Below are 23131 nucleotides of genomic sequence, written 5' to 3' on the forward strand. Positions count from 1 at the left end.
GCTAAAAGCACGGGGTTTCTACCCATTTTTATGATGAAATCCCCAAGACTGTCCGACACGACAAACTCAGCCTCAACGAAGGAAAACCGGCTGCATTTAGAGCGGCTGGTGAGCGCTGCGGCACTGACACCCGCAGAAATCAATGCTGGCAGCGATGCAGTTAGCGGGTTGACTCAAACCCCCAAATCCCTGCCTCCAAAGTATTTCTACGACGATCGCGGCTCAAACCTGTTTGAGTTGATTTGCCAGTTGCCGGAATACTACTTGACACGCACTGAGACGGCTATTTTGCAGCGGTGTGCGGGGGCGATCGCCAATTTAACGGGCCCTTGCCAAATCGTCGAACTCGGCAGCGGCAGTTCCACCAAAACTCGGATTCTCCTTGATGCTTACAGTCAACTGGAATATCCCCTGCACTATTTGCCGATCGACATCAGTCCTACTATCCTAGAAAGCAGCGCTTGTCAACTGTTGGCAGATTATCCGTCGCTCCAGATTCACGGACTTGTCAGCACATACGAATTAGCCTTAGCTAAAATTGCACCGTCGCCGTTGCCAACCCGAATGATTTGCTTTCTCGGCAGTACCCTCGGCAATCTCAACGCTCAAGAATGCGATTTATTCTTCTCGCAAATTGTCGGTGCATTGCAGCCGGGAGAGTATTTTTTGCTGGGAATTGACTTGGACAAATCTAAGGATATTTTAGAGCCGGCCTACGATGACAGTCAAGGAGTAACGGCAGCATTTAACTTGAATATGCTGCGACATTTAAATCGAAAATATGAGGGAAATTTTGATTTAGCACAGTTCGAGCATTGGGCTTTTTACAATCAAGAGGAATGTCAAATTGAAATGCACTTGAAAAGTAAAAAAGCGCAAACAGTGCACTTGCGTTCTCTCAATTTAACGGTTGAATTTGCAGCGGGAGAAACTATCCGCAGCGAAATATCGCGCAAGTTTAATCTCAATACTGTAAAAAAAGAACTGTCGCAGCGGGGTTTAATGCCAGTGCAGGTTTGGACAGATCCAAATCAGTGGTTTGGCTTGATGCTTTGTCAGATGTCAGTTGACAGTTGACCGTTGGCAGTTGGCAGTTGGCAGTTGGCAGTTGCCAATTGCCAATTGTTATTTGTTATTTGTTTTGAATATCTCCCAATAATCAGTAACTACTGACTACTGACTGCTGACTACTGACTAATAACGTTCGCGAGCGGGGACAGCACTATGACTACTGACTACTGACTACTGACTACTGACTACTGACTACTGACTACTGACTACTGACTAATTAACAAATCGGCCGCTGTCCGGGTTTGACGGCGTGAATGTACTCGCTGCCCGATGTTGGCCATCCCCGCTTATAATAAGCTTCCTCCGGCTTCCCCCAGCCCAACTGCAACAAAATTTCTAGAAAATCCAACTTTTCCCACTTGGAGAGATTGGCCCATTCTGTGCGCTGGGCTATAGCTTCTACATCAACCGGCTCGATCGATCGAAAATCCTTTCCGCTGTTAATGCTTAAATACAAATCCATCCCGGCAGTTACCTGCTGCCAGAATTCCAACATAGCAATCTTAGCTGCCTTCAACGTAATCAAATCAACCGGTAGAGCTATTAATTCGTCATCCACTGCCGGATAGCGTAGAGTATTGCCTTTAACCGCCATTTCCCGCCAGACAATCCCAGAAACTTGATGTTCCCGCTGGTATTCGTGCACGGCCGCCTTAAAATTTTGATAAGCAGTGAACTTCTGAACTCCCTCAGATTTGAGAAAGCGGTCAATCACGGGGTTGCCTGTAGCAGGAGTTTCAGTCAAATTGAGACGCCGCCCATGCAAGCAGGCTTGGCGCTCTTCTTCGAGGATTTTAATGAGTTCCGCCGTGCTGTAGACCTTGGACATCTTTATTGAGGCAAAATCAAGATATTGGCTGATATTCGGCTGGTTTTCTCGACTAATCTTCGGTAAAGATAGTTTGGCTGTTCTGGGTAATATTCAGTTTTGCCGTTATTCTAACTTTTCTTGCTGCTTAATTCTAGTGTGAGAGTTTACAGGAGTCGAGCCGCGAAATCCCGACAGCCTCTTAAAAAAAGCACTTAAGAGGGTACTGAATCACGAACTAGACTGGGAACTGCACCGCCGACGTACCTCGCGGGATTTTTCGCCAAAAACAAAGCCCCCTCGAAGGAGGGGGCAAAACGGATTTAGAGGTTTGGGAGTTTTATTTGATGGGTCGATCGAACAACCCGAAAAAAAAGCAGCATTCGCACCTGCCGTCAACTACCAAAACTCAAATTTTCAGTGTCAAAGTTTAGTAGCGTCCGCGTGAAGAGCGATCTTTGTCGCCCCAGCCGCCGCCACCCGATGAGCGTTTGTTGTCTTCGCGAGGTTTGGCTTTGTTGACTTTCAAGTCACGGCCCATCCACTCAGCACCGTCTAAAGCTGCGATGGCTGCTGCTTCTTCTGCCTCGCTTGCCATTTCCACAAAAGCAAAACCCCGCATCCTGCCTGTTTCCCGATCCATTGGCACTTGGACGCGGCTTACAGTACCGTACTCGGCAAATACTTCGTTGAGGTCCTCTGATGTTACCTCATATGAAAGATTACCCACGTAAATCGACATAAAATCTCCAGAATCATTAGGGTGCAGAGACTTAGATTCGGAGAGACGCTTGTAAATAAACACCAACAAACTACGCAACCGAATTTAATTCTTGGAAAACCACTATAACATGAAGCCAGCAGAATCAGCAATTGGCTGTCATAATTTTCAATTTTCGGTGCCGTCGGGCAATCGCCAACAGAAAGTATTCGTGATAACTGACATCTGACACTCTTGGCGTCCTCCGCTTGGTTTCTTGCTGCGCGATCGACCTGGTATCTGAGATTTTTCGTCGCTGTTACCAGGTTGATTGGGTCTGATTGAGAACAGTGCCTGAGATTCAGTTATAACTGACATCAGCCACTGTTATCCCTGGGCAAGCCTCCTGCCCGTTCCACCAGAGATAAATGTTTTTAGCCGTTAAATAAAACTTACCCAAAGCTACCCCACTTTATATAAAGCTGGACTTTGAAGTTTACTTCCTGTTTCATTCTGGCAGTGTCGGCACTTACCAGTCCGCAGGCTAACTCCGTCTAACTGACGGTTTTTGACAAATTGATTGCCGCGTTTAAGTCACGTTCAATGACAAAACCGCAATCGCTGCAATCAAATACTCGTTCCGAAAGAAAAAGTGTTTCTTTTTTAATTCCACAGTTAGAGCAGATTTTACTGGACGGGAACCAACGGTCAACAACCACAAGTTTTGAACCGTACAACTCGCACTTATAGGTTAACTGTCTGCGAAACTCATAAAATCCCATATCAGCAATAGATGCAGCCAGTTTGTGATTAGCCATCATCCCAGATACGTTAAGGTCTTCCATTACTACTGTGCCGTGGTTTTTAGCAAGTAGTGTCGTTAGATTGTGTAATGTATTCTTACGAATGTTGGCTATCTTTCTATGCAGTCGAGCTATCTTGACTTGCGCCTTTTTCCCATTGCTTGAGCCGATGACTTTATGGCGATTGTGCCACTGCATTCTTGATAGTTTTGCTGCATATTGCTTGTAGGACTTAGCACCAGTAATTACCTCGCCTGTTGAGAGGGTGGCTAGTGCCTTGATACCTAAGTCAACTCCTACAATGCTTGTTTGGTCTGATTTTTGCGTTTCCACCTCAAAGCCAAAGCTAATAAACCATCTATCAGCTTGCCGGGATATCCTGCAAGATTTAATGGAGACTTGGGGCAGTCTTTCATAGGTTTTAAGAATGCCGATTTTGGGAACTTGAATTTTGTTTCTCCCCAAAATTTTGACCGCTCCTTCTAACGTAAAAGAGTCACGCTGCCCTTTTTTCTTAAACTTTGGCACTCCCGCAGTCTTTTTAAAACACCGCTTCCATGCCTCGCGTAGAGCCATTAACGCTTGTTGCGGTGTAGATTTAGCGCATTCATAGTACCAAGCATTCTCCGACTTCACCATAGCTACTAACAGTTTGTGCAGGTCAATAGCTGTGGGGAATTTGAGTTTTTCATCTGGATTAGCTTTATTGTGGTGAAGTATGTTTTTTGTCAACCACAATCCCCAGTTCCATGCGTGACGCGCTACACCACAATGTTTACCTAACTGCGTCCGCTGAGAGTTATTCAGTTTTAATTCTGTTTTGAATCCGAGTAGCATGGTAATTCTTTAATCCATTCTCTAAATGCTTGTGACATATTCCAACCTTGACTGTCGGCATAGGCATGGAGTTTGTCTAGCTCTTGCTGAGTCAGCAAAGCTTTAAACCATCTGTCTCTGTTAGGCATACTTTTCTGTGAAGCTATAGTCTTATTATGACCAAAAATAGACCAAGAAGCGAGTGCTGAAAACCGTACACACACCGAACTAGACTACAAAGCTACCCATTGTTGAGTAATAATGGGTAGCTTTATCCAACAATTAAGTTGCAGATTCTAACCCAAGATTAATCTTCCGAGTCAATTTCCCCTCTTCCATCTCCCGCCTCTCATCGCATCCGATTTAGCGCCAGAGAAGGGCGGTTCCCAAATAATTATCAAAAGAGTTATTAGCCATATCTACGCGCATTTTATACATATAGCCTTTCGAGTTCTCATATGAGGTACTCATGGGCATAGGGCATAGGGCATAGGGCATAGGGCATAGGGCATACCTCACCACGCTTGAGAACCGCTATATATAGCAATCCTAAATAATTATGCAAATAATTTAGGATTGCTATAGTTTATTGCATCAGTCAGTAAGAAAATCATAATTTTTGATATAAAATTTTCATTTTATTCGTTTTTTAATGCTTTCTGTAGTTTCTCTATTTGCTCTTTATCTGAGTTGATTCTATGGCGTCATTTTTACACTAATTACATGAAGTTGGTTTTCGGTTATACCGTCTTTAAATGCCTAACAGCTTATGTCCTGGGAAAGATGCGATCGCACTCCTGCGTCCCTAGCATTGTAAAAGTTGAAAGCCCACAGTCCACAAAAATTGTCGGGTACACAGAGAAGCAAGCCTAAACAAACGAGCGTGAACCAGTTACAGAGGATTTTAGATGGTTATAAACAGTTCTTTGACCCGGCCCTTGGCTGTCGTGACGGGTGCCTCTAACGGTATCGGTTACGAACTCGCCAAACAGTTCGCTCAAAACGGATTCGATCTCCTAGTCACCGCCACCGGAGCGAGCATTAAAGAAGCGGCTCAAGCCTTTGAGGGGTTCGGTGCCAAAGTCGAGACAGTGCAGGCAGACCTCGCTACCTACGACGGTGTTGAGACGCTCTACAACCAGATAAAAGCGACTAATCGGCCAGTGGATGCGATCGCAATTAATGCCGGTGTCGGCGTCGGTGGCGACTTTGCCCGCGAAACAGACTTGAAGGACGAACTAAATCTGATTAACCTCAACGTTGTCTCGTCTGTGCATTTGGCTAAACGGGTAGTTAAGGATATGGTCGATCGGGGCCAGGGACGGATTCTATTCACTTCCTCCATTGCAGCCCTAATGCCGGGGCCATTCGAGGCAGTCTATGCAGCATCCAAAGCCTTCATCCACTCGTTTTCCGAAGGACTCCGCAATGAGTTAAAAGATACAGGTGTAACTGTCACCTCGCTCATGCCCGGCCCAACCGATACTAACTTCTTCCATCGGGCGGGAATGGACGACACAAAGGCCGGCGCCGACAAGAAAGACGATCCAGCCGAGGTTGCCAAACAGGGATTTGAAGCCTTGATGGCCGGTAAGGACAACATCATTGCAGGTTCACTCAAGACAAAGATTCTCGCCAGCGCCAGCAAAGTTTTACCTGATACCGTCAATGCCGAACTGCACAGTAAACTTACTGAACCGGGTTCTGCTAACCCATAATTTCCGCCCTTTTTACTATTCTTATGTGCAGATTTAAAGAAAGTAAATATCGCAGATAATGGCAAAATTGCAGCCGATAAAAGCGTGTTTACTTCTCCCCGTATTGACGATTTAGCGAAGTTTTCTCAGGCGTTCATCGATGGCATTATGCAGCATCGGCATTGGATGCGAACTGAGAAATAAATGGTTCCCGCCTAAGTAATTTAGTACAGGACATTTATGCGAATTCATCATCTCAATTGTGGCTGTATGTGTCCCATTGGAGGGGCGCTTTTCGATGGCTTTAGTCGCGGCCTGACGGCTCACCTCGTCTGCCACTGTCTGCTTGTGGAAACGAATCAGGGACTGGTTCTGATTGATACCGGCTTCGGATTGCGCGATATCAAGTCCCCTTACTCCCGGCTCAGCCCGTTTTTCGTCCATTTTAATAACATCCAGTTCGATCGCAAGTACACGGCAATCCATCAAATTGAACAGCTCGGATTTTCACCAAGCGATGTGCGCCATATTGTGCTAACCCACCTCGATTTCGATCATGCCGGTGGTCTAGAGGATTTCCCGGAAGCAACGGTACATGTCATGCAGGCTGAAATCGATGCCGCACACGATCGGCACGGTTTCATCACAAAAAGGCGCTATCGTCCGGGGCAGTGGGATGAAGTCAAACGCTGGAAATACTATTCGGCGGGTGGCGAACCTTGGTTCGGTTTTGAAGCTGTCCGTGACCTCGACGGGTTGCCGCCGGAAATTTTGCTAATCCCGTTGGTGGGGCACACGCGCGGTCATGCTGGCATTGCCATTGATACACCCGATGGCTGGCTTCTGCACGCAGGGGATGCCTATTTCTACCGACACGAGATGGATGCCGCTAACCGAGGCTGCACGCCCGGTCTGCGCGCCTACCAATGGATGATGGAGGTCGATCGCAAGGCTAGGTTGCTCAATCAAGGTCGGCTGCACGAATTATCGGTGCAGCATAGTAAAGATGTGCGCGTGTTTTGCAGTCACGATGCTATTGAGTTAAAAGCCTTCGCTGGCGGGTCTAGGAGTTCTTAAAACTAGAAATTTCATCCTTCGTTCGGAATTGCTTTTGCCCGATCGCGAATTGACAAATAACCTAAATTCAGCCAAAACCTTCTGCGATCGATCGTTACCCGGTAAACCTCCGCTATCCACTGCAACCGTCAGCATCGATGCAGTCAACGGCGTCAGTACCAGCATCTCGGCCGAAGACCGCGCCCGCACCATCCAAGTCGCCATCCACCCGGACACAAAACCTCAAGACTTGCGCCGTCCCGGTCACATTTTTCCCCTGCGGGCGATCGGACTCATCACCATGTGCCAGTTGCGTAATACCAATTTTTTATGAGGTTGCATAGAATCCGATCCCCCCTAGCCAAGAGGGCGGGCACGGGGGCACCGCCCCTACTAAGGGGGGACAAGATTCTTCTCAAAGTCAACCTCTACTCCCCTTCTTAAGGGGGATTTAGGGGGATCGAGATATGTGCAAGTTCACATTAAATTGGTATAAGTCCTGTGTAACTTTTTATGTTGAAAAAGGATTGAGATTAGGATTAGGCTAATCTTTTCCAGGAATAACAAGTTTTTGACTTACAACCGCAGATAAACACAAATGGTCGCAGATGGATATAGGCTTTGGGAGCATTCTTAAAAAATTATCTAAATCAAACCACACTCTTTTTCACCACCACTTCCACCTTTTCCGTCGTCCATTCCTCACTAGAATCAATCACAACCGTAATCTTTCGCTGAGGGTTATCTTCATCCACAACCGCCGCCAATAATTGTTCCAACGCATTGGTCGGTTTTTTATCCCCAAATCCTTTCCGAGATTGGTCTAATGCTGGCAATTCCAAAAACTGAAAATTCGTACCATCCACCGTCGCAAATACTTTAATAATATTTGCCGCTTCCTCATAATTTTGTGGTAATGATAGTTCGAGTTCTCTTCTTATATTTTGTCCGGGTTCTACCACCTCATAAGGAACACCGTCGGGATAGAATTTTGAAATACTAAAATCCGCATCAAGGTTCAAGGCAGTAATATTTAAAGTTCGATTAGATTCATTGCGAATTATTAAGTCAACACCTTTTTCCTTTTCTTCCAATACAGGAACTTTACCATCAGCATTCAAAACTACAGGTTTCCGCTTAACTGATTTAACCACTTCAACCTTAAGTTTACCATTTAAGCTAGCAAAAGCATCCTCGTTATCCAAATCTAAAATAGTCTCATATCTAGCAACATGGATTAATCTATTAATTAGCTTTTTAGATGCTTCGGGTTCATCGACTTTAATCGAAAAAAGAAGATTTTTGATTGGCTCCTTATTCTCATCTAAAATTAGATATTCGCCATCTGAAGTAAGGGAAACAAAATAATCCACATTTTCATTTTTTTCTTCGTTCGAGCAGAATTCTATCCAACGATGACCTTCAACTTGTGTTTTCACCTGTTCAAGAATTGTAGGAAGTAATGCAATATTGACACCCGGAAATGGTGGTAACGGGTCAGGCAGAATAACTCTAACTTTGCGAATTTGCTTTAACCCTGGCGATACATAAACAGCAGGAGAACCAATTTCAATCGTTCCTTCTGCTACTTCTACTAACTTAGGATGGAGGCTTCTAAGACCAGGTATTTCTATTACTTCTGCCCAACAGTCTGATGCTCCCAATTCTACAACTTTAACTCTCATGATGCGGTTTTCGCTGTTCTGAAAATCTATCGTTCTGAATGTATAAATCTCAAATTCATCCCCTTTTGTAATCCCGCTCGCTTGTCCCATTTGTAGCTGAACTCGGTTTGTCTTAATATCTACTTTCATCACCGGCACCTTACGGCTAGCACCAACAGATTGACCACCCAAAAAAGTGCGTTCAGTCTCTCCCATCAACATTGGTGTTTGTCGTTCAAATTCCTTGTGAACTTGATTAGAAATTTGATTGAACAGAGCCTCTACAGAAATTTCTGTGCCGTATTGCCGCAAAGCTTTTAATAAAAAATAAGTCAAAGCGCCGTTGCGTTCCGTCCCTTCAAAAACCTTTTCATAAGCAAATTCATGATCCCGACAAGCAGCGATTAATGTATAACCTTTTGGTTCGGGTAACAAACCATTAACAACAGTAATATTGCGGCTATTTTCTGTTGCAGTTTGCCAATTTTGGGCTAATTCCTGAAGCGGGGCGACTAAACTATCCGTAGGTCGAGGAGTGGTGTCAATAAACCCTTCCCCGCGAATCTGGTCATCTCCGCTCATTTCTCTGGTTGCACCACCGGAATGACAGCTATCGAGTACGAGGGTGACAACCAACTCTTTTTCCACCATGTCTTCCAGCAATTTAGCAAATTCTATATCGCGCAAATAGCGGGAATTAGGTTGACCGATATCTGTCGGAACTAAGGCTTCATCTAAAGCACCAAAACCCTTGAGGCTTTCAAAAATCGTTTTCGCGCGTCCCCCGTGACCAGAGTAGTGAATATAGACTTGATCTTGCGGTTGGGCTTTGGCTGTTAGTTCCTTGAATTTGGCGACGATATTTTCATAAGTGGGTAAAAGTTCCGGGGGTTCTTGGGGTTGATTGGGATTCTCGGAAGCAGTTGCCGTGAGTTTAATAATTTGGTCGGGGGTGAGGTTGAAGGTATCTTTTAAATAAGTTTCGACGTGGTTGATATCTTGAACACATCCCCGCAGGTTTTTGTAGTAGTTACCTTCTGGTAAGCGATGGGGGAAATAGAAATTGATACCGATGAGGAGGGCGTAGAAGTTGGGGGTTTGGTTGGTCATGGTTGATGGTGGGTAAGGGGTTTGGGAAAGGTTTGATTTTTATATAGGAGTAAACTGGGGGTTTTTATGCAGTTTTCCCTCTAAAACTATCAAAGCTTCTTGCATAAGTCTCTGTCAATTTCCAGGGCTTCTTCATCATTAGGATTAGGCTTGAGGTAATTATCTATAAAATTGCATCCTTCCTTAAGTAAATAATGAACATCCCACCGCCACAGTTTCACGGTGTTGTCACCACTGCCAGTGGCCAGCAGCTTGCCATTGGGGCTAAAACTGACAGCCCAAACCGAGTCTGTATGCCCTGAGAGGGTTTTAATTTCCTTGTCGGTGGTGGTATCCCACAGTTTCACGGTTTTGTCACCACTGCCAGTAGCCAGCCGCTTGCCATTGGGGCTGAAACTGACAGCCCTAACCGCGTGTGTATGCCCAGTGAGGGTGTTAATTTGCTTGCAGGTGGTGGTATCCCACAGTTTCACGGTGTTGTCACCACTGCCAGTGGCCAGCCACTTGCCATTGGGGCTGAAACTGACCGCCCAAACCGAGTCTGTATGCCCAGTGAAGGTTTTAATTTGCTTGCCGGTGGTGGTATCCCACAGTTTCACGGTGTTGTCACGACTGCCAGTGGCCAGCCGCTTGCCATTGGGGCTGAAACTGACAGCTAAAACCCCATCTGTATGCCCAGTGAGGGTGTTAATTTCCTTGCCGATGGTGGTATCCCACAGTTTCACGGTTTTGTCCTCACTGCCAGTAGCCAGCAGCTTGCCATTGGGGCTGAAACTGACAGCCCTAACCGCGTTTGTATGCCCAGTGAGGGTTTTAATTTGTTTGCCTGTGGTGGTATCCCACAGTTTCACGGTGTTGTCACCACTGCCAGTGGCCAGCAGCTTGCCATTGGGGCTGAAACTGACAGCCCTAACGGCGTTTGTATGCCCAGTGAGGGTGTTAATTTGCTTGCCGGTGGTATCCCACAGTTTCACGGTTTTGTCACCACTGCCAGTGGCCAGCAGCTTGCCATCGGGGCTGAAACTGACAGCATTAACCGCGTTTGTATGCCCAGTGAGGGTTTTAATTTGCTTGCCGGTGGTATCCCACAGTTTCACGGTTTTGTCAGCACTGCCAGTAGCCAGCAGCTTGCCATTGGGGCTGAAACTGACAGCTAAAACCCAGTTTGTATGCCCAGTGAGGGTTTTAATTTCCTTGCCGATGGTGGTATCCCACAGTTTCACGGTGTTGTCACGACTGCCAGTGGCCAGTAGCTTGCCATTGGGGCTGAAACTGACAGCTAAAACCGCATCTGTATGCCCAGTGAAGGTTTTAATTTGCTTGCCGATGGTGGTATCCCACAGTTTCACGGTGTTGTCCTCACTGCCAGTGACCAGCAGCTTGCCATTGGGGCTGAAACTGACCGCCCAAACCCAGTCTGTATGCCCAGTGAGGGTGTTAATTTCCTTGCCGGTGGTATCCCACAGTTTCACGGTGTTGTCAGCACTGCCAGTAGCCAGCCGCTTGCCATCGGGGCTGAAACTGACAGCTAAAACCCTGTTTGTATGCCCAGTGAGGGTTTTAATTTGTTTGCCGGTGGTGGTATTCCACAGTTTCACGGTTTTGTCATCACTGCTAGTGGCCAGCAGCTTGCCATTGGGGCTGAAACTGACAGCTAAAACCCTGTTTGTATGCCCAGTGAGGGTGTTAATTTGTTTGCCGGTGGTGGTATCCCACAGTTTCACGGTTTTGTCATCACTGCTAGTGGCCAGCAGCTTGCCATTGGGGCTGAAACTGACAGCATTAACCCTGTTCGCGTGTCCGCCCAAGGTGTTGGGCGCGGCAACCTTGGAAACTGTATTTAATAATGACAGTTCTACTTGGGTACGAGTATCAGCATCTACCCAGGGTGTACGTTGCATTTGCACAACCGCTTTTAAACTTGTTTTGACAGCTTGTGACTGGTCTAAATTTAAAAGCGCATCGGAATATTGAGCCAGAGAATTAATTTGATTGATAGCAGCATTCCACCAACCAACACCCGCTAATCCTGCTAAACCCAAAGCTATCACCGAAAAGCCACTAAGCCCGATAATTGTCAGTTGCCGCCTGCGTTGCTTTTTTTGTCTTTCTCTATCCCGTTCTTTAACGCTAACCTGAATAAAATCTCGTTCCTCCTGCGTCATTTCATCTGCACGTTGACGCAACCAATCTTCTGCCACAGTCAACGATGTCCCCCGCAACAAACCTCCAGAGTCATGGTTGTTATTTTTCCACTCCCGTAACCCCATCTTCAGTCGTTCTTGCCAAGTCCGAAACTGACGGTTAGCATTCATCCACTCGCGCAGAGTGCCCCATTCTCGAATCAGCGCTTCATGCACTACCTCTACCGTATCTTCCTGTTCTTGCCGTCCCGTCACTACCAATCTTGCTTGATATCCCGCTAAATAACTGACCAAATTCCAGTTATCTTCCCCCACTTCCGCACGGGTAGCAACGCGCCTGGTGTCTTCTGTTCCTTCCCCCGGACGCACTAATTGCACAAAGATACGTTGTGCCTGTTTTTTCTCGGTTTCGCTCAGTTGTTGGTAAACTTGTTCGGCATGATTGGCAATGGCTTTTTTCACCCCGCCAATTTTTTCATAAGCTTGGTGAGTTAATACTCGGTTTTGCTGCTTTTCCCACAAACGAGTTAGGGCAAATTCTAATAATGGCAAATTACCCGGTTCTGACCCCACATCATCGAGAATGCGCTGGGTTAATTGCGGTTCTAACTGTACTTCCAATTTTTGAGCCGGCAATTCAATGGCTTGTTGTAATTCTTCCCGTTTCATGGAACTAAGCAATTGTGGTGTAAATTCCTGCAAAGCATCCCGAAATGGACGATAGGAAAGCACATAACCGTAAAAGTCAGCGCGTAACGTCAAAACTAATGTAATATTTTGTTGAGTAATCGCCGTTAGCAACTCATTAGCAAAACGTTCCTGTTCTTCCTTCACCTGACAAAGGGTGTACAGTTCCTCAAATTGGTCGGCAACTAACAACAACCGTTTACCTGGGTTACGCTCTAAAATGCGAGATACAACTTGCTGTAAAGTGATTCTCCCATTTTGTAAGTCGTCGGCTAATCCTACCGCTTCCCGCAATTGTTGAGTTTCACCCGCTTCTGGTTCTAATTGCCGCACTAAGGCAGAAGCCAAAGGCAAAAACGGTTCTTTTCCGGGACGAAATGATTCAATTAACCAAATTCCTTCTTTTCGCAATTTGGGAATTAAGCCGGCATACACCACAGAAGATTTACCACTTCCACTTGGCCCAACGACAGCTACTAAGGGTTGTGTATGAGTGACTTCTACTAACTTATTTACAAACTTTTCTTGTCCAAAAAAGAAGTCTGCATCTTCTTCTTTAAATGCAGACAATCCTTGGTAAGGGTTAGGCGGAATCACATCTTCAAAAGCAATTATACCGTCATCAATCGGAGCATCTATTAAGTTCTTTTTCTTAAAAACCGGAGTTTCATGCTCTAGGAAACTCATCATCTGCGAACGCCCTAAATCGTAGGCTTCTTCAATTTCATATCCTGCGGCAATCCCATCATAAAATGCCACCGCAAAGGCGACGGCTGCTTTATCTCCCACGGATCTATTCATGCCAACGACATAATTAACGTATTGGCTAATTGCATCAGCTTGTACTTCCGAATAACAAGCATTGAGAATTACGCACTCTACCCCTTTTTTAGCAAATAATTTAAACATACTGGCGAGGGCATTTGTCTGCACTAGCGCCATTTTTCCAGTATCATCTTCTAGGACAATTCCATCTTCTCCCGCACCATGTCCGCAAAAGTGAACAATATTCGGTTGATAATCTAAGATAGCCCGGTAAAAGTCACGGGAACGCACCGCCCATTTTTGTTCTAATTTATACAGTTCTCGTTTATTTGCCCTTCGCAATCCTTCGTCAATTTCCCGGATTTCTTGATCCAATCGCAAGGGAGCCGTATTTTTGGGATTAGCTGCCAGAATCAGAATTGTTTTGACGCGGGCATTGTTACTCATAAGACAAAGGAATGATAGGATAATTTTTCAACAAGCTAGACGGCTCTCCTGAGTTTTAGGTGATAATAAAAATAAAACTTCCCGTGGTACAGCCCGGAAAGCCTGCGTGAGCGAGACTACCGTTTCCACCACAAATCCAGAATAGCTCTTTATCCAAATTAAATGTATACTTATCAGGATTTTTTACCTACCAGAGAAACTTTTCATTGCGGGGTGAAAAGAACTTGCTGCCCGCAACTCCCGCGCCGTACTTCCAGACAACTTATTGAATCAGATAAAAAGGCACTTTGTCCCAAAGCAGATAGGAAATCGGAATTGCTTTTGCCCGATCGCGAATTGACAAATAACCCCTAAATTCAGCCAAAACGCTCCTCGATCGAGCGTTACCCGGTAAACCTCCGCTCTCCACTGCTCGCACCAGTTTAAATACTCATCTAACACCAAGGATTTTTCCTACTCTTTGCCGATGTTATAAGGCGGGCTGGTAACGGTTAAATCTACAAATTGATCGGGGAGCAGCTTCAATGCTTCCAAACAATCCATGTTTTGACACTCCCGGGCCTGAAGGCGTGGGGATTCTTAATTCATCGACTGACCTTTAAGCGCTATGTCCTTGCGGCAATTCTTAAACCTTTCAACCGTACAAAATACCAATTGACGAGTTCAACTCACAGCAACCCCAGAGGGTCTATCTCCAAAAGCGTACTAGGATATTTACCTAGAGTTCGGGTATGCCCTACCCTACTTAACAAATGAACCAAATTATTTGTTTTCTGGTAAAGAGAATGCGTTGATTCTCTAGCTGTTTTAAGAGTATTCGCTGCTCTGGGTCCAACAATTTATGCCTAAAAGTGTGTCTTAACTGTTTCACGATGGCACAGGAGTTTAACCTTGACTATTTTAGTATACTAAAAATATCAGCAGTTCCCTGATTTTTAGGAAGGGATTTAAGAAATTAAAGCCCTCCTAGAAGGATAGGGTTTTAAACCCCATTCCCTTGATAAATTAGGAAATTAGGAGCTTGGAAGTACGGTTTACCTAAAATATTCGCGATCTCAGTCAAGCTCATGAAATATTGGGGAGAGATTTTGTTGACAAGATGCAATAATTATAGTAAGTGACTTTAGAAATATTGTCAAACTCATCTCGATCGCGGAATGCCCCTGCCGGAAACAAAAGGTTACAATCACAAATAGATTCTATTTCCATAACATTACTGTTTATAGCTTGAACTTCTCAGTGCCCAATAACAACACCTCAACACAATCATTTCAATTTGACTCGATCGACAGCGCCCTCGCAGACCTCAAAGCAGGTCGCCCCCTGGTAGTAGTCGATGACGAAAATCGCGAAAACGAAGGCGATGTGATTTGTGCCGCCCAATTCGCCACCCCCGACAACATCAATTTTATGGCCGTGAACGCGCGGGGTTTGATTTGTCTGGCATTGAGTGGCGAAAGGCTCGATCGCCTGGAACTGCCCCTCATGGTCAGCAAAAACACTGACAACAACCAAACTGCCTTCACCGTCAGCATCGATGCAGTCAACGGCGTCAGTACCGGTATCTCGGCAGAAGACAGGGCGCGCACCATCCAAGTCGCCATCCACCCGGACACCAAACCTCAAGACTTGCGCCGTCCCGGTCACATTTTTCCCCTGCGGGCGATCGACGGTGGTGTCCTCAAACGCGCCGGTCACACCGAGGCCTCGGTTGACCTCGCCAGACTCGCGGGCCTGTATCCTGCCGGCGTGATCTGCGAAATTCAAAACCCCGACGGTTCGATGGCGAGGTTGCCCGAATTAATCGAGTACGCCAAAACCCACAACCTTAAAATAATCAGTATTGCTGACTTAATTAGCTACCGACTCAAGCACGATCGATTCGTCCGCCGCGAAACCGTCGCCAAATTGCCCACTCAATTCGGCGAGTTTATGATTTACGCCTACCGCGACACCCAAGACAATTCAGAACACGTTGCTATTGTCAAGGGCGACCCGGCAGAATTTAAAGACAAACCCGTGATGGTGCGGGTGCATTCCGAATGCCTGACCGGCGATGCTTTGGGTTCCCTGCGCTGCGACTGCCGGATGCAACTGCAAGCGGCACTGAAAATGATCGAAAATGTCGGTGCTGGCGTCATCGTTTACTTGCGCCAAGAAGGTCGGGGCATTGGATTGGTAAATAAACTAAAAGCTTACTCGCTGCAAGATTTGGGATTCGATACAGTCGAAGCCAACGAACGGTTGGGATTTCCCGCCGACTTGCGGAACTACGGCGTCGGAGCACAAATGCTTAACGATTTGGGAGTTCAAAAAATTCGGTTGATTACCAACAACCCGCGCAAAATTGCAGGTTTGAAAGGTTACGGGATTGAAGTAGCCGATCGCGTCCCCTTACTAATTGAAGCCACAGATTACAACTCGATCTATCTGGCAACAAAAGCCGAAAAACTCGGTCATATGCTACTGCAAACTTATTTAGTAACAGTGGCGATTCAGTGGAACGAAAAAGCAGAGGGAAAAGAGGAAGATTCTGCCATTCAAAATCGGTACGAACACCTCGAAAAACTGCGGCATTTGGCGGCTAACCAGCACTTGCTGCTGCAAGAAGAAGCGCGGCCGGTGGGCATAGCCCTTTTCGGAGAAGGCTCCCTCATCGTTCACCTGGGCTTCGATCAAGCCGGACTCGCAGCCCCCGACTGGTACTTGGATGTAAACCATCCTTACGTCAAGGCGATCGGCCAAATTTTGGGTGAAATCAGCACTGAGCCGAATTTGCAAACATTAGAATTCATGGTTTCCTCCGGTGGAGATCCGCTCAAAACCCTGCAAGTCCAGCTCGATCGCGAGACATTCCTGTTGTCGGAATTAAGCGAAATTTGCGATCGGCTCGAACCTCAAAAAATCTACAGTTTTGCTCCTCTTCCCTGAAGGCCGAAGGTAGAAGCCAACCCCCCCTACTCCAGCAGGGGGGTTGGCCCAAGCCAAGAAAAACTGTGAATTTCAGAACAATACTTGTTGATACCAATATCTTCCTTTCTTCAGAAAGCAGCCCCCAATAAAAACAGTGAATAACAATGTTGATTTCTGTCTAACAAGTCGATGTAGCGAACACTTTAGAGAGCATCGTAGATACACATTTATATTAAGCAGTATTAACAGTCATTAAATCATTCAAGAGGCTTTTTAGTTAATGTTAATTTTTTTAGACATTGATGGTGTACTTATTCCTGACAGAAGGCATGAAACATCGAGCTTGCAAACAGATATAATGAAATTTAATTCAGATTGCCTTAATCACTTTGAAAATGTCCTTCGTTCCTATCCTGATGCGCGAGTAGTAATTTCATCTTCCTGGCGGGAAATATTCCCCTTCGAGGTAATCCCGCCATTGTTTTCACCAGATATCGCTATCCGTATTATCGGATTCACCCCTTTTCTCAACCCCAAAAATATTCATCAAAACAAATATTTACGACACCAGGAAGTTCTTGAGTATCTTCGACAAAATCAAGCAGAAAACTCACCTTGGGTAGCCATTGACGATATTCCAGAACACTACCCGCCAGATGCGCCAGTTGTGGCTATTGATGATTACAATGGTTTTGACCAGAACTCAGCAAAGGTAATTTCAGAATATCTAACTGGATTTCAAAGGTTAGGAAAAAAGTATCGGAATAGAGAGGGTGAATTTGACATGGAAGTCAACAACCCGGCACCGATGTCGCTACGCGACCCGCAAGCTACGGATTACCGATACGGTGCGGGCTTGAAAAAGCCGCGTTGACCAGTCTAAGTGTGTTTAATCACTACGTTTAAGGTAAGCGTTCAAGTACCTACCAGAAAATGCGTGCTAGTTTTCTGCTCTAGAACTTAAAAGTTAAACAGGCGTAAGGGTTAAGCCAGTGCTTTTAAGATAGTTACCGACCTTAAACATTGACGAAGCAAACATTACCCCGCAAGGGAGGACTTAAATGTCTAATTTTGTTTTTGTACTTGATACCCAAAAAAGACCGCTCAATCCAATCCGCCCAGGAATGGCTCGTAAATGGCTGACCAATGGCAAAGCTGCTGTTTTCAGGAGGTATCCATTCACAATAATTCTCAAAGTAGAGGTGAAAGTACCGCAAGAATCAATCACTCTTAAATTAGACCCTGGCTCCAAAACCAGCGGAGTTGCATTAGTGCAAGGAGAGAAAGTAATCTTTGGTGCAGAACTGACTCACCGAGGTCAAACTATCAAAGCCAGTCTGGAATCTCGCCGTTCATTGCGTAGAGGTAGGAGAAAGCGCCATACCCGCTACCGAAAAGCTAGATTTTTAAACAGAACTCGCCGGAAAGGGTCGCTGGCTCCAAGCTTACAACATCGTGTCGAAACAACCCTAACATGGGTAACTAGATTGATGAAGCTTGCGCCAATTTCTTCTGTTGTTCAAGAACTTGTGCGGTTCGACCTCCAGCAAATAGAAAACCCGGAAATTAGCGGAGTGGAGTACCAGCAAGGTGTTTTATGTGGCTACGAGATCCGCGAATATTTGCTGAACAAATGGGATAGAACGTGCGCTTACTGTGGCGTTAGCAATACACCATTACAAGTCGAGCATATTCATCCTAAAGCTAAGGGGGGTTCTAATCGCATTTCTAATCTTTGCCTTGCTTGTGAAAAATGCAATATAAAGAAAGGGACTCAAAATATTGAGCAGTTTCTCTCGAAAAAACCCGAGGTCTTGAAACGGATTCTGTCTCAAGCAAAAGGTCCTTTGAAAGATGCAACAGCGGTTAATTCTACTCGTTGGGCGTTATTTAACCGACTCTGTATGACTGGCTTACCAGTTTCTACTGGCAGTGGCGGTTTAACAAAGTTCAATCGCACTCGATTAAATTTAGCTAAAACTCATTGGCTAGATGCAGCCTGTGTTGGGAACATTGAATCTTTGAAAATTTTCACAAACAAGCCGTTGTTAATTAAAGCGACTGGACATGGGACTCGCCAAATGTGTCGTACCGACCAATTCGGATTTCCATCTCGCTATGTTCCCAGGTTTAAGTTTGTCAAAGGTTTTCAAACTGGAGATATCGTCAAAGCAGTCGTCACCTCTGGCAAGAAAATTGGTACATACGTTGGACGTGTTGCCGTAAGAACGAGTGGCTCATTCAATATTTCCGCCTCAGAGTTGGTGTCAGGAATTAGCCACAAATATTGTTCAATTATTCACAGAAAGGATGGTTATTCGTATGCAGCATAAACCTTGCCCACCTTTTCCTCTCGCCACTGACCTGGGCACAGGTACAGTGGGAGTCTCCAAGGGGGAAGACAGATGAACGTTGGTGACTTTCTGCACCGACTCGATCTCAGGGGACAAGCACTTAAAGGCACCAACCTTGGCGGTGCGGAACTCCGGGGAGCCAACCTCCGAGGCACGGATCTCCGAGAAACCAACCTCAGCGGCGCTATGCTCAAGTATGCAGACCTGATGGAAGCCGACCTCAGCGGCGCTAATCTCAGCGGGGCGGATTTAGCTGAATCATTTCTTAATTTAGCTAACCTCACTAGAGCTGATTTGACTGGTGCTGTCCTCCGAGAAGCTAATCTCGTAGGAGCCGAATTAACCGGCGCCAACCTCAAACAAGCAAGTTTGATCAAGGCTAATTTAGTAGGAGCAAATCTCCACGAAGCCAACTTAACCAGAGCCAACCTTAGCGGGGCGGATTTACGCGGTTCTCAGTTGAGCGGCGCTATTTTAGACAAGGCCGTATACAACAACCGGACTATCTTTCCCGAAGATATTGATCCGGGTGCAATGGGAGCATTTTTGCTAGCTCCCAATGCTTCGCTCCCTGGCTTAAATCTGGCTATGGTAGATTTGACCGAAGCGGATTTAAAAGGAGCCGATTTGCGGCGGACAAACTTATACAAAGCTATTTTATTTGGCGCCAAACTCGATCGGGCAAACTTAGCAGGAGCCAACCTCAGCGCAGCGGACTTGAGGGAAGCCAGTTTGAGCGGCACGATTTTGGAGAAAGCTGTTTACAGCAACAAGACTTTGTTTTCAGAAGGCATTGACCCCAGTCTGGGCGGAGCTTATTTAATTGCTCCCAATGTATCGCTGCAAGGGGTAAATTTAACCGGAGCCGACTTAAACGGGTCAGATTTAAGCGGAGCTAATTTGAGCGCTTCTAACTTAACTTCGGTAAATCTCAAAAATGTAGACCTCAGCAGAGCTAGCTTAAAAAAAGCTTACCTCAAAGGTGCAAACTTGGAGGGAACTGATTTAAGAGGAGCCGATTTAAGCGGCGCAATTTTACACCAAGTAAACTTGAGTTCTGCTGACCTTCGGGGTGTAGACTTAACAAGGGCTGACCTCAGCGGCGCTAATTTAAGGGATGCCGATTTGAGGGAGACAGATTTCACCGGAGCTACTTTGCTGTTCGCGAACTTGAGCGGGGCCGACTTGAGAGGTGTAGACTTGACAAAAGCTGACCTCAGCGGCGCGAAGTTAAACGAAGCCGATCTCCGAAAAGCAGATTTGATGAGAGTAAATTTGGAGGGAGCAGATTTAACTGAGGCCGATTTGAGCGATGCTCATTTATTCCGAGTTAATCTCAGAGGTGCTAACCTGAAAGGTACTAACCTCAAAGGCGCAAGTTTAAAAGGGGTATTTTTGACTGACGCTTATTTGAGCGAAACGGATTTGACCGATATAGATCTGAGTCCGAGTTTTTTTGAATTGCCATTAGAATCGGAATGGTAATTAGTTGACTGTTAACAATCGAAAATCTACAATAAAAAATCTCCGCTCGAAAATTGCTCGATTATTAACAATCTAAAATCTAAAATCTAAAATCTAAAATGGATCGACCGTTAGGCTCTGTTATTCAAGGTTCCCTGAGCAAGGGATTAGAAGTGCGACTGCACGCCGATGTTTCGGTGGAAGATATGAGGGTGGGGAAATTTCTAGTAGTGCGGGGGGTGCGATCGCACTTTTTCTGTATGCTCACCGACGTGTCTCTCGGAACTTCTAGCGCCCGCATTTTATCGAATCCTCCCAATCCCGACGACGATTTTCTGCTCGCAGTGCTAGCCGGTAGCAGCACCTACGGTACGATCGAACTGTCGCCGATGTTGATGTTGACTGCAGAACGAGAAAAACAGCAGGCAATTTTCGACCCGAGGAAAAACGGCGGAGTTCGCGAGAACAAGTTGGCGTTAGGAAATTTGGCTTCTTTTGAGTCACAAACGGGCGCGGATATTGAGTTGCTACCTGTCAAAACTATTCCCAGCCACTTTTCCCAGGTGTTTGATGCCAAAGAAAGTGATTTTCGGGCAGTTTTTGGCTGGGAAGATGACCCGTATCGCCGCAATTTTGCGATCGGCAAACCGATTGACATGGACGTTGCTGTGTGCTTGGATTTAGACCGATTTGTGGAACGCAGCAACGGAGTTTTTGGCAAGTCGGGAACGGGAAAATCTTTTCTGACGCGCTTGCTATTGTCGGGAATTATTCGCAAGCAAGCTGCGGTTAATTTAATTTTTGATATGCACTCGGAGTACGGGTGGGAAGCAGTTTCGGAAGGGAAACAGTTCAGCACTGTTAAAGGTTTGCGGCAGTTGTTTCCCGATAAAATTCAGATTTATACCCTCGATCCAGAATCGACAAAACGCCGGGGAGTCCGCGACGCTCAAGAATTATTTTTGAGTTTCGATGAAATAGAAGTGGAAGACATCGCGCTGGTACAACGCGAGTTAAATTTGTCGGAAGCTAGTATCGAAAATGCAATAATTTTGCGAAACGAGTTGGGCAGCAGTTGGATCAATAAGTTGCTGGAAATGAGCAATGAAGATATTTCAATGTTTTGCGAAGAGAAGCGGGGAAATAAATCTTCGATTATGGCTTTGCAGCGAAAATTAGAGCGTTTAAACGATTTGAAATACATTCGGAAACGCTGTCCGAAAAATTATGTAAGTGAAGTTTTGCAGTGTTTGGATGGGGGGAAGAATGTAGTAATTGAGTTCGGTTCGCACTCGGATTTGCTGTCCTATATGTTAGCAGCAAACGTAATTACTCGCCGCATTCACGGATCTTACGTGCGGAAGGCGGAGAAGTTTTTGCAGAGCAAAAATCCGTGCGATCGCCCGCAGCCATTGGTGATTACCATTGAAGAAGCTCACCGCTTTCTCGATCCGGCGATCGTGCGATCGACTATTTTCGGTACGATCGCCAGAGAAATGCGAAAATACTTTGTCACCCTGCTGATTGTAGACCAGCGTCCCTCCGGCATCGACGGCGAAGTCATGTCGCAAGTCGGAACGCGGATCACAGCTTTGCTAAACGACGATAAAGACATCGATGCTATTTTTACCGGCGTTTCGGGAGGGCAGAGTTTGCGTTCAGTTTTGGCAAAACTCGACTCCAAACAGCAAGCATTAGTTTTGGGGCACGCCGTACCGATGCCCGTCGTCGTGCAAACTCGCGCCTATGACGAGCAATTCTACAGAGAAATTGGGGATATTGACTGGCAAGAAATGCCGGATGAACAAGTATTTGCCGAGGCAGAATCTGCTAAAATGGATTTGGGGTTTTAGATTGACAACTGCTAGATTCATTACAGAACTTAGGCAAATGTTACTGTAAATTAGTCTTGACGAACAATTGGCGATCGCTGGCAATGACAGAAATATCTGATTTTTGCCTCAGTTATAAACGAAAAATTGCGATCGAACGTCAAAAAACTTAGGCCCCAGCTTTGAGTCAGAAGCTTTTCCCCTTTCACCCCCTCACCCCTCATCCCTAAGTGCCCAAAATTTGCTTAAGCTTAAACATGATGGAGATGATGGAGCCTAGGGGCACAATGAAAGTCAAACAGGGCAACAGCCAGCCTTTATACACCTTGTGGTTACTCGTAGCCGAATTTGATTAGCATATTTAAATAAAAATGTCAATAAATATTTTAAACAGTTACTCGCATTTAATAGGGCGATCGAGTTCGGTTATCTCGCATCCCACCATCTAGGCAGCGAGAAAATTTCAAGCGATGATGGAACAGAGAGCAAAACAAAGCCCTCGAATAGCATGAGTCTGTTTGCATGAGTATTGTGAAGTTGAGTTGCAGTTAAAACTAACAGGGAATTCAAAACCTTAAGGAAAAATGTAGAATCTTGACCTTAAGACAGAGGTTTTTACTCTTTACGATCCTCAAAATTGGGAATAATATTGAGAAAACTAAACTCTTGCTCCACTTCGCCTTGAACTAGCCGTTAAAGCTAGCGAACTACCGAAAATCGACGGCGATTACTGGAAATCAAGCACAAAAGTAATCCCAAACAAAAAGCTTCTACCGATCGTCACCGATAAACAAGAGGGG

General features: G+C 45.7%; 17 protein-coding genes and 1 pseudogene. 9 read left to right on the top strand and 9 right to left on the bottom strand.

Annotated elements, in window-relative coordinates; genetic code table 11:
- Nucleotides 1-30 precede the first annotated feature (30 nt).
- Nucleotides 31-1077, top strand: a complete 1047-nt coding sequence (gene egtD / locus QUB04_RS15040) for an L-histidine N(alpha)-methyltransferase (protein WP_333285411.1) — start codon at nt 31-33, stop codon at nt 1075-1077.
- 211 nt (nt 1078-1288) lie between these two features.
- Here egtD and QUB04_RS15045 read toward each other — a convergent pair whose 3' ends face one another.
- The 5 genes from QUB04_RS15045 to QUB04_RS15065 form a co-directional block, all read right to left on the bottom strand.
- A complete protein-coding gene (locus QUB04_RS15045) occupies nt 1289-1900 on the bottom strand; it encodes a hypothetical protein (RefSeq protein WP_333285413.1) in 612 nt (203 codons plus the stop codon).
- Nucleotides 1901-2309: 409 nt separating this feature from the next.
- Nucleotides 2310-2621: an RNA-binding protein gene (locus tag QUB04_RS15050; protein WP_333285415.1), complete on the bottom strand. Its 312-nt coding sequence runs from the start codon at nt 2619-2621 to the stop codon at nt 2310-2312.
- A 147-nt stretch (nt 2622-2768) separates the two neighbouring features.
- Entirely contained in the window at nt 2769-2957 is a 189-nt protein-coding gene (locus QUB04_RS15055) for a hypothetical protein (protein ID WP_333285417.1), read from the bottom strand.
- Between the two features lie 176 nt (nt 2958-3133).
- Nucleotides 3134-4219: an RNA-guided endonuclease TnpB family protein gene (locus tag QUB04_RS15060; protein WP_333285419.1), complete on the bottom strand. Its 1086-nt coding sequence runs from the start codon at nt 4217-4219 to the stop codon at nt 3134-3136.
- Nucleotides 4192-4347, bottom strand: coding sequence for a hypothetical protein (locus QUB04_RS15065; RefSeq protein WP_333223535.1), 156 nt, complete (start codon nt 4345-4347; stop codon nt 4192-4194). The genes QUB04_RS15060 and QUB04_RS15065 overlap by 28 nt, the downstream gene beginning before the upstream one ends.
- A 759-nt stretch (nt 4348-5106) precedes the next feature.
- Here QUB04_RS15065 and QUB04_RS15070 point away from each other — a divergent pair.
- The gene (locus QUB04_RS15070; RefSeq protein ID WP_333285422.1) at nt 5107-5916 is read left to right on the top strand and encodes an SDR family NAD(P)-dependent oxidoreductase; all 810 of its coding nucleotides are present in this window, start codon (nt 5107-5109) and stop codon (nt 5914-5916) included.
- A 111-nt stretch (nt 5917-6027) separates the two neighbouring features.
- Here the strand turns inward: QUB04_RS15070 and QUB04_RS15075 are convergent, their stop codons facing one another.
- Nucleotides 6028-6339 (bottom strand): hypothetical protein, encoded by a 312-nt coding sequence (locus tag QUB04_RS15075; RefSeq protein WP_333285457.1) that lies wholly within the window; start codon nt 6337-6339, stop codon nt 6028-6030.
- Between QUB04_RS15075 and QUB04_RS15080 the strand changes: the two genes are divergently transcribed.
- The gene (locus tag QUB04_RS15080) at nt 6244-6972 is read left to right on the top strand and encodes an MBL fold metallo-hydrolase (protein WP_333285455.1); all 729 of its coding nucleotides are present in this window, start codon (nt 6244-6246) and stop codon (nt 6970-6972) included. The genes QUB04_RS15075 and QUB04_RS15080 overlap by 96 nt on opposite strands.
- A 124-nt stretch (nt 6973-7096) precedes the next feature.
- Nucleotides 7097-7237 (top strand): annotated as a pseudogene (locus QUB04_RS32535) (3,4-dihydroxy-2-butanone-4-phosphate synthase); the annotation flags it as partial.
- Nucleotides 7238-7601: 364 nt separating this feature from the next.
- Here the strand turns inward: QUB04_RS32535 and QUB04_RS15090 are convergent.
- The 3 genes from QUB04_RS15090 to QUB04_RS15100 all read right to left on the bottom strand — a co-directional run bounded on the left by QUB04_RS15090 (nt 7602) and on the right by QUB04_RS15100 (nt 14186).
- Complete coding sequence (locus QUB04_RS15090) at nt 7602-9725, bottom strand: caspase family protein (RefSeq protein WP_333285426.1); 2124 nt, start codon at nt 9723-9725, stop codon at nt 7602-7604.
- Between the two features lie 89 nt (nt 9726-9814).
- A complete protein-coding gene (locus tag QUB04_RS15095) occupies nt 9815-13768 on the bottom strand; it encodes a WD40 repeat domain-containing protein (protein ID WP_333285427.1) in 3954 nt (1317 codons plus the stop codon).
- A gap of 262 nt (nt 13769-14030) precedes the next feature.
- On the bottom strand, nt 14031-14186 hold the full coding sequence (locus QUB04_RS15100; RefSeq protein ID WP_333285429.1) for a hypothetical protein: 156 nt from the start codon (nt 14184-14186) through the stop codon (nt 14031-14033).
- A gap of 821 nt (nt 14187-15007) precedes the next feature.
- Here QUB04_RS15100 and ribBA point away from each other — a divergent pair.
- The 5 genes from ribBA to QUB04_RS15125 all read left to right on the top strand — a co-directional run bounded on the left by ribBA (nt 15008) and on the right by QUB04_RS15125 (nt 22352).
- A complete protein-coding gene (gene ribBA, locus QUB04_RS15105) occupies nt 15008-16699 on the top strand; it encodes a bifunctional 3,4-dihydroxy-2-butanone-4-phosphate synthase/GTP cyclohydrolase II (protein WP_333285431.1) in 1692 nt (563 codons plus the stop codon).
- A 262-nt stretch (nt 16700-16961) separates the two neighbouring features.
- Nucleotides 16962-17555 carry an HAD domain-containing protein gene (locus QUB04_RS15110; RefSeq protein WP_333285433.1) on the top strand — a complete coding sequence of 198 codons (594 nt, stop codon included), beginning with the start codon at nt 16962-16964 and terminating at the stop codon, nt 17553-17555.
- 187 nt (nt 17556-17742) lie between these two features.
- On the top strand, nt 17743-19014 hold the full coding sequence (gene iscB / locus QUB04_RS15115; RefSeq protein WP_333285435.1) for an RNA-guided endonuclease IscB: 1272 nt from the start codon (nt 17743-17745) through the stop codon (nt 19012-19014).
- Nucleotides 19015-19086: 72 nt separating this feature from the next.
- A complete protein-coding gene (locus QUB04_RS15120; protein WP_333285437.1) occupies nt 19087-20520 on the top strand; it encodes a pentapeptide repeat-containing protein in 1434 nt (477 codons plus the stop codon).
- Between the two features lie 98 nt (nt 20521-20618).
- Nucleotides 20619-22352 (top strand): ATP-binding protein, encoded by a 1734-nt coding sequence (locus tag QUB04_RS15125; protein WP_333285439.1) that lies wholly within the window; start codon nt 20619-20621, stop codon nt 22350-22352.
- Nucleotides 22353-23131 lie beyond the last annotated feature (779 nt).

It is taken from the genome of Microcoleus sp. D2_18a_B4 (genome assembly GCF_036702475.1).
GTDB lineage: Bacteria > Cyanobacteriota > Cyanobacteriia > Cyanobacteriales > Microcoleaceae > Microcoleus.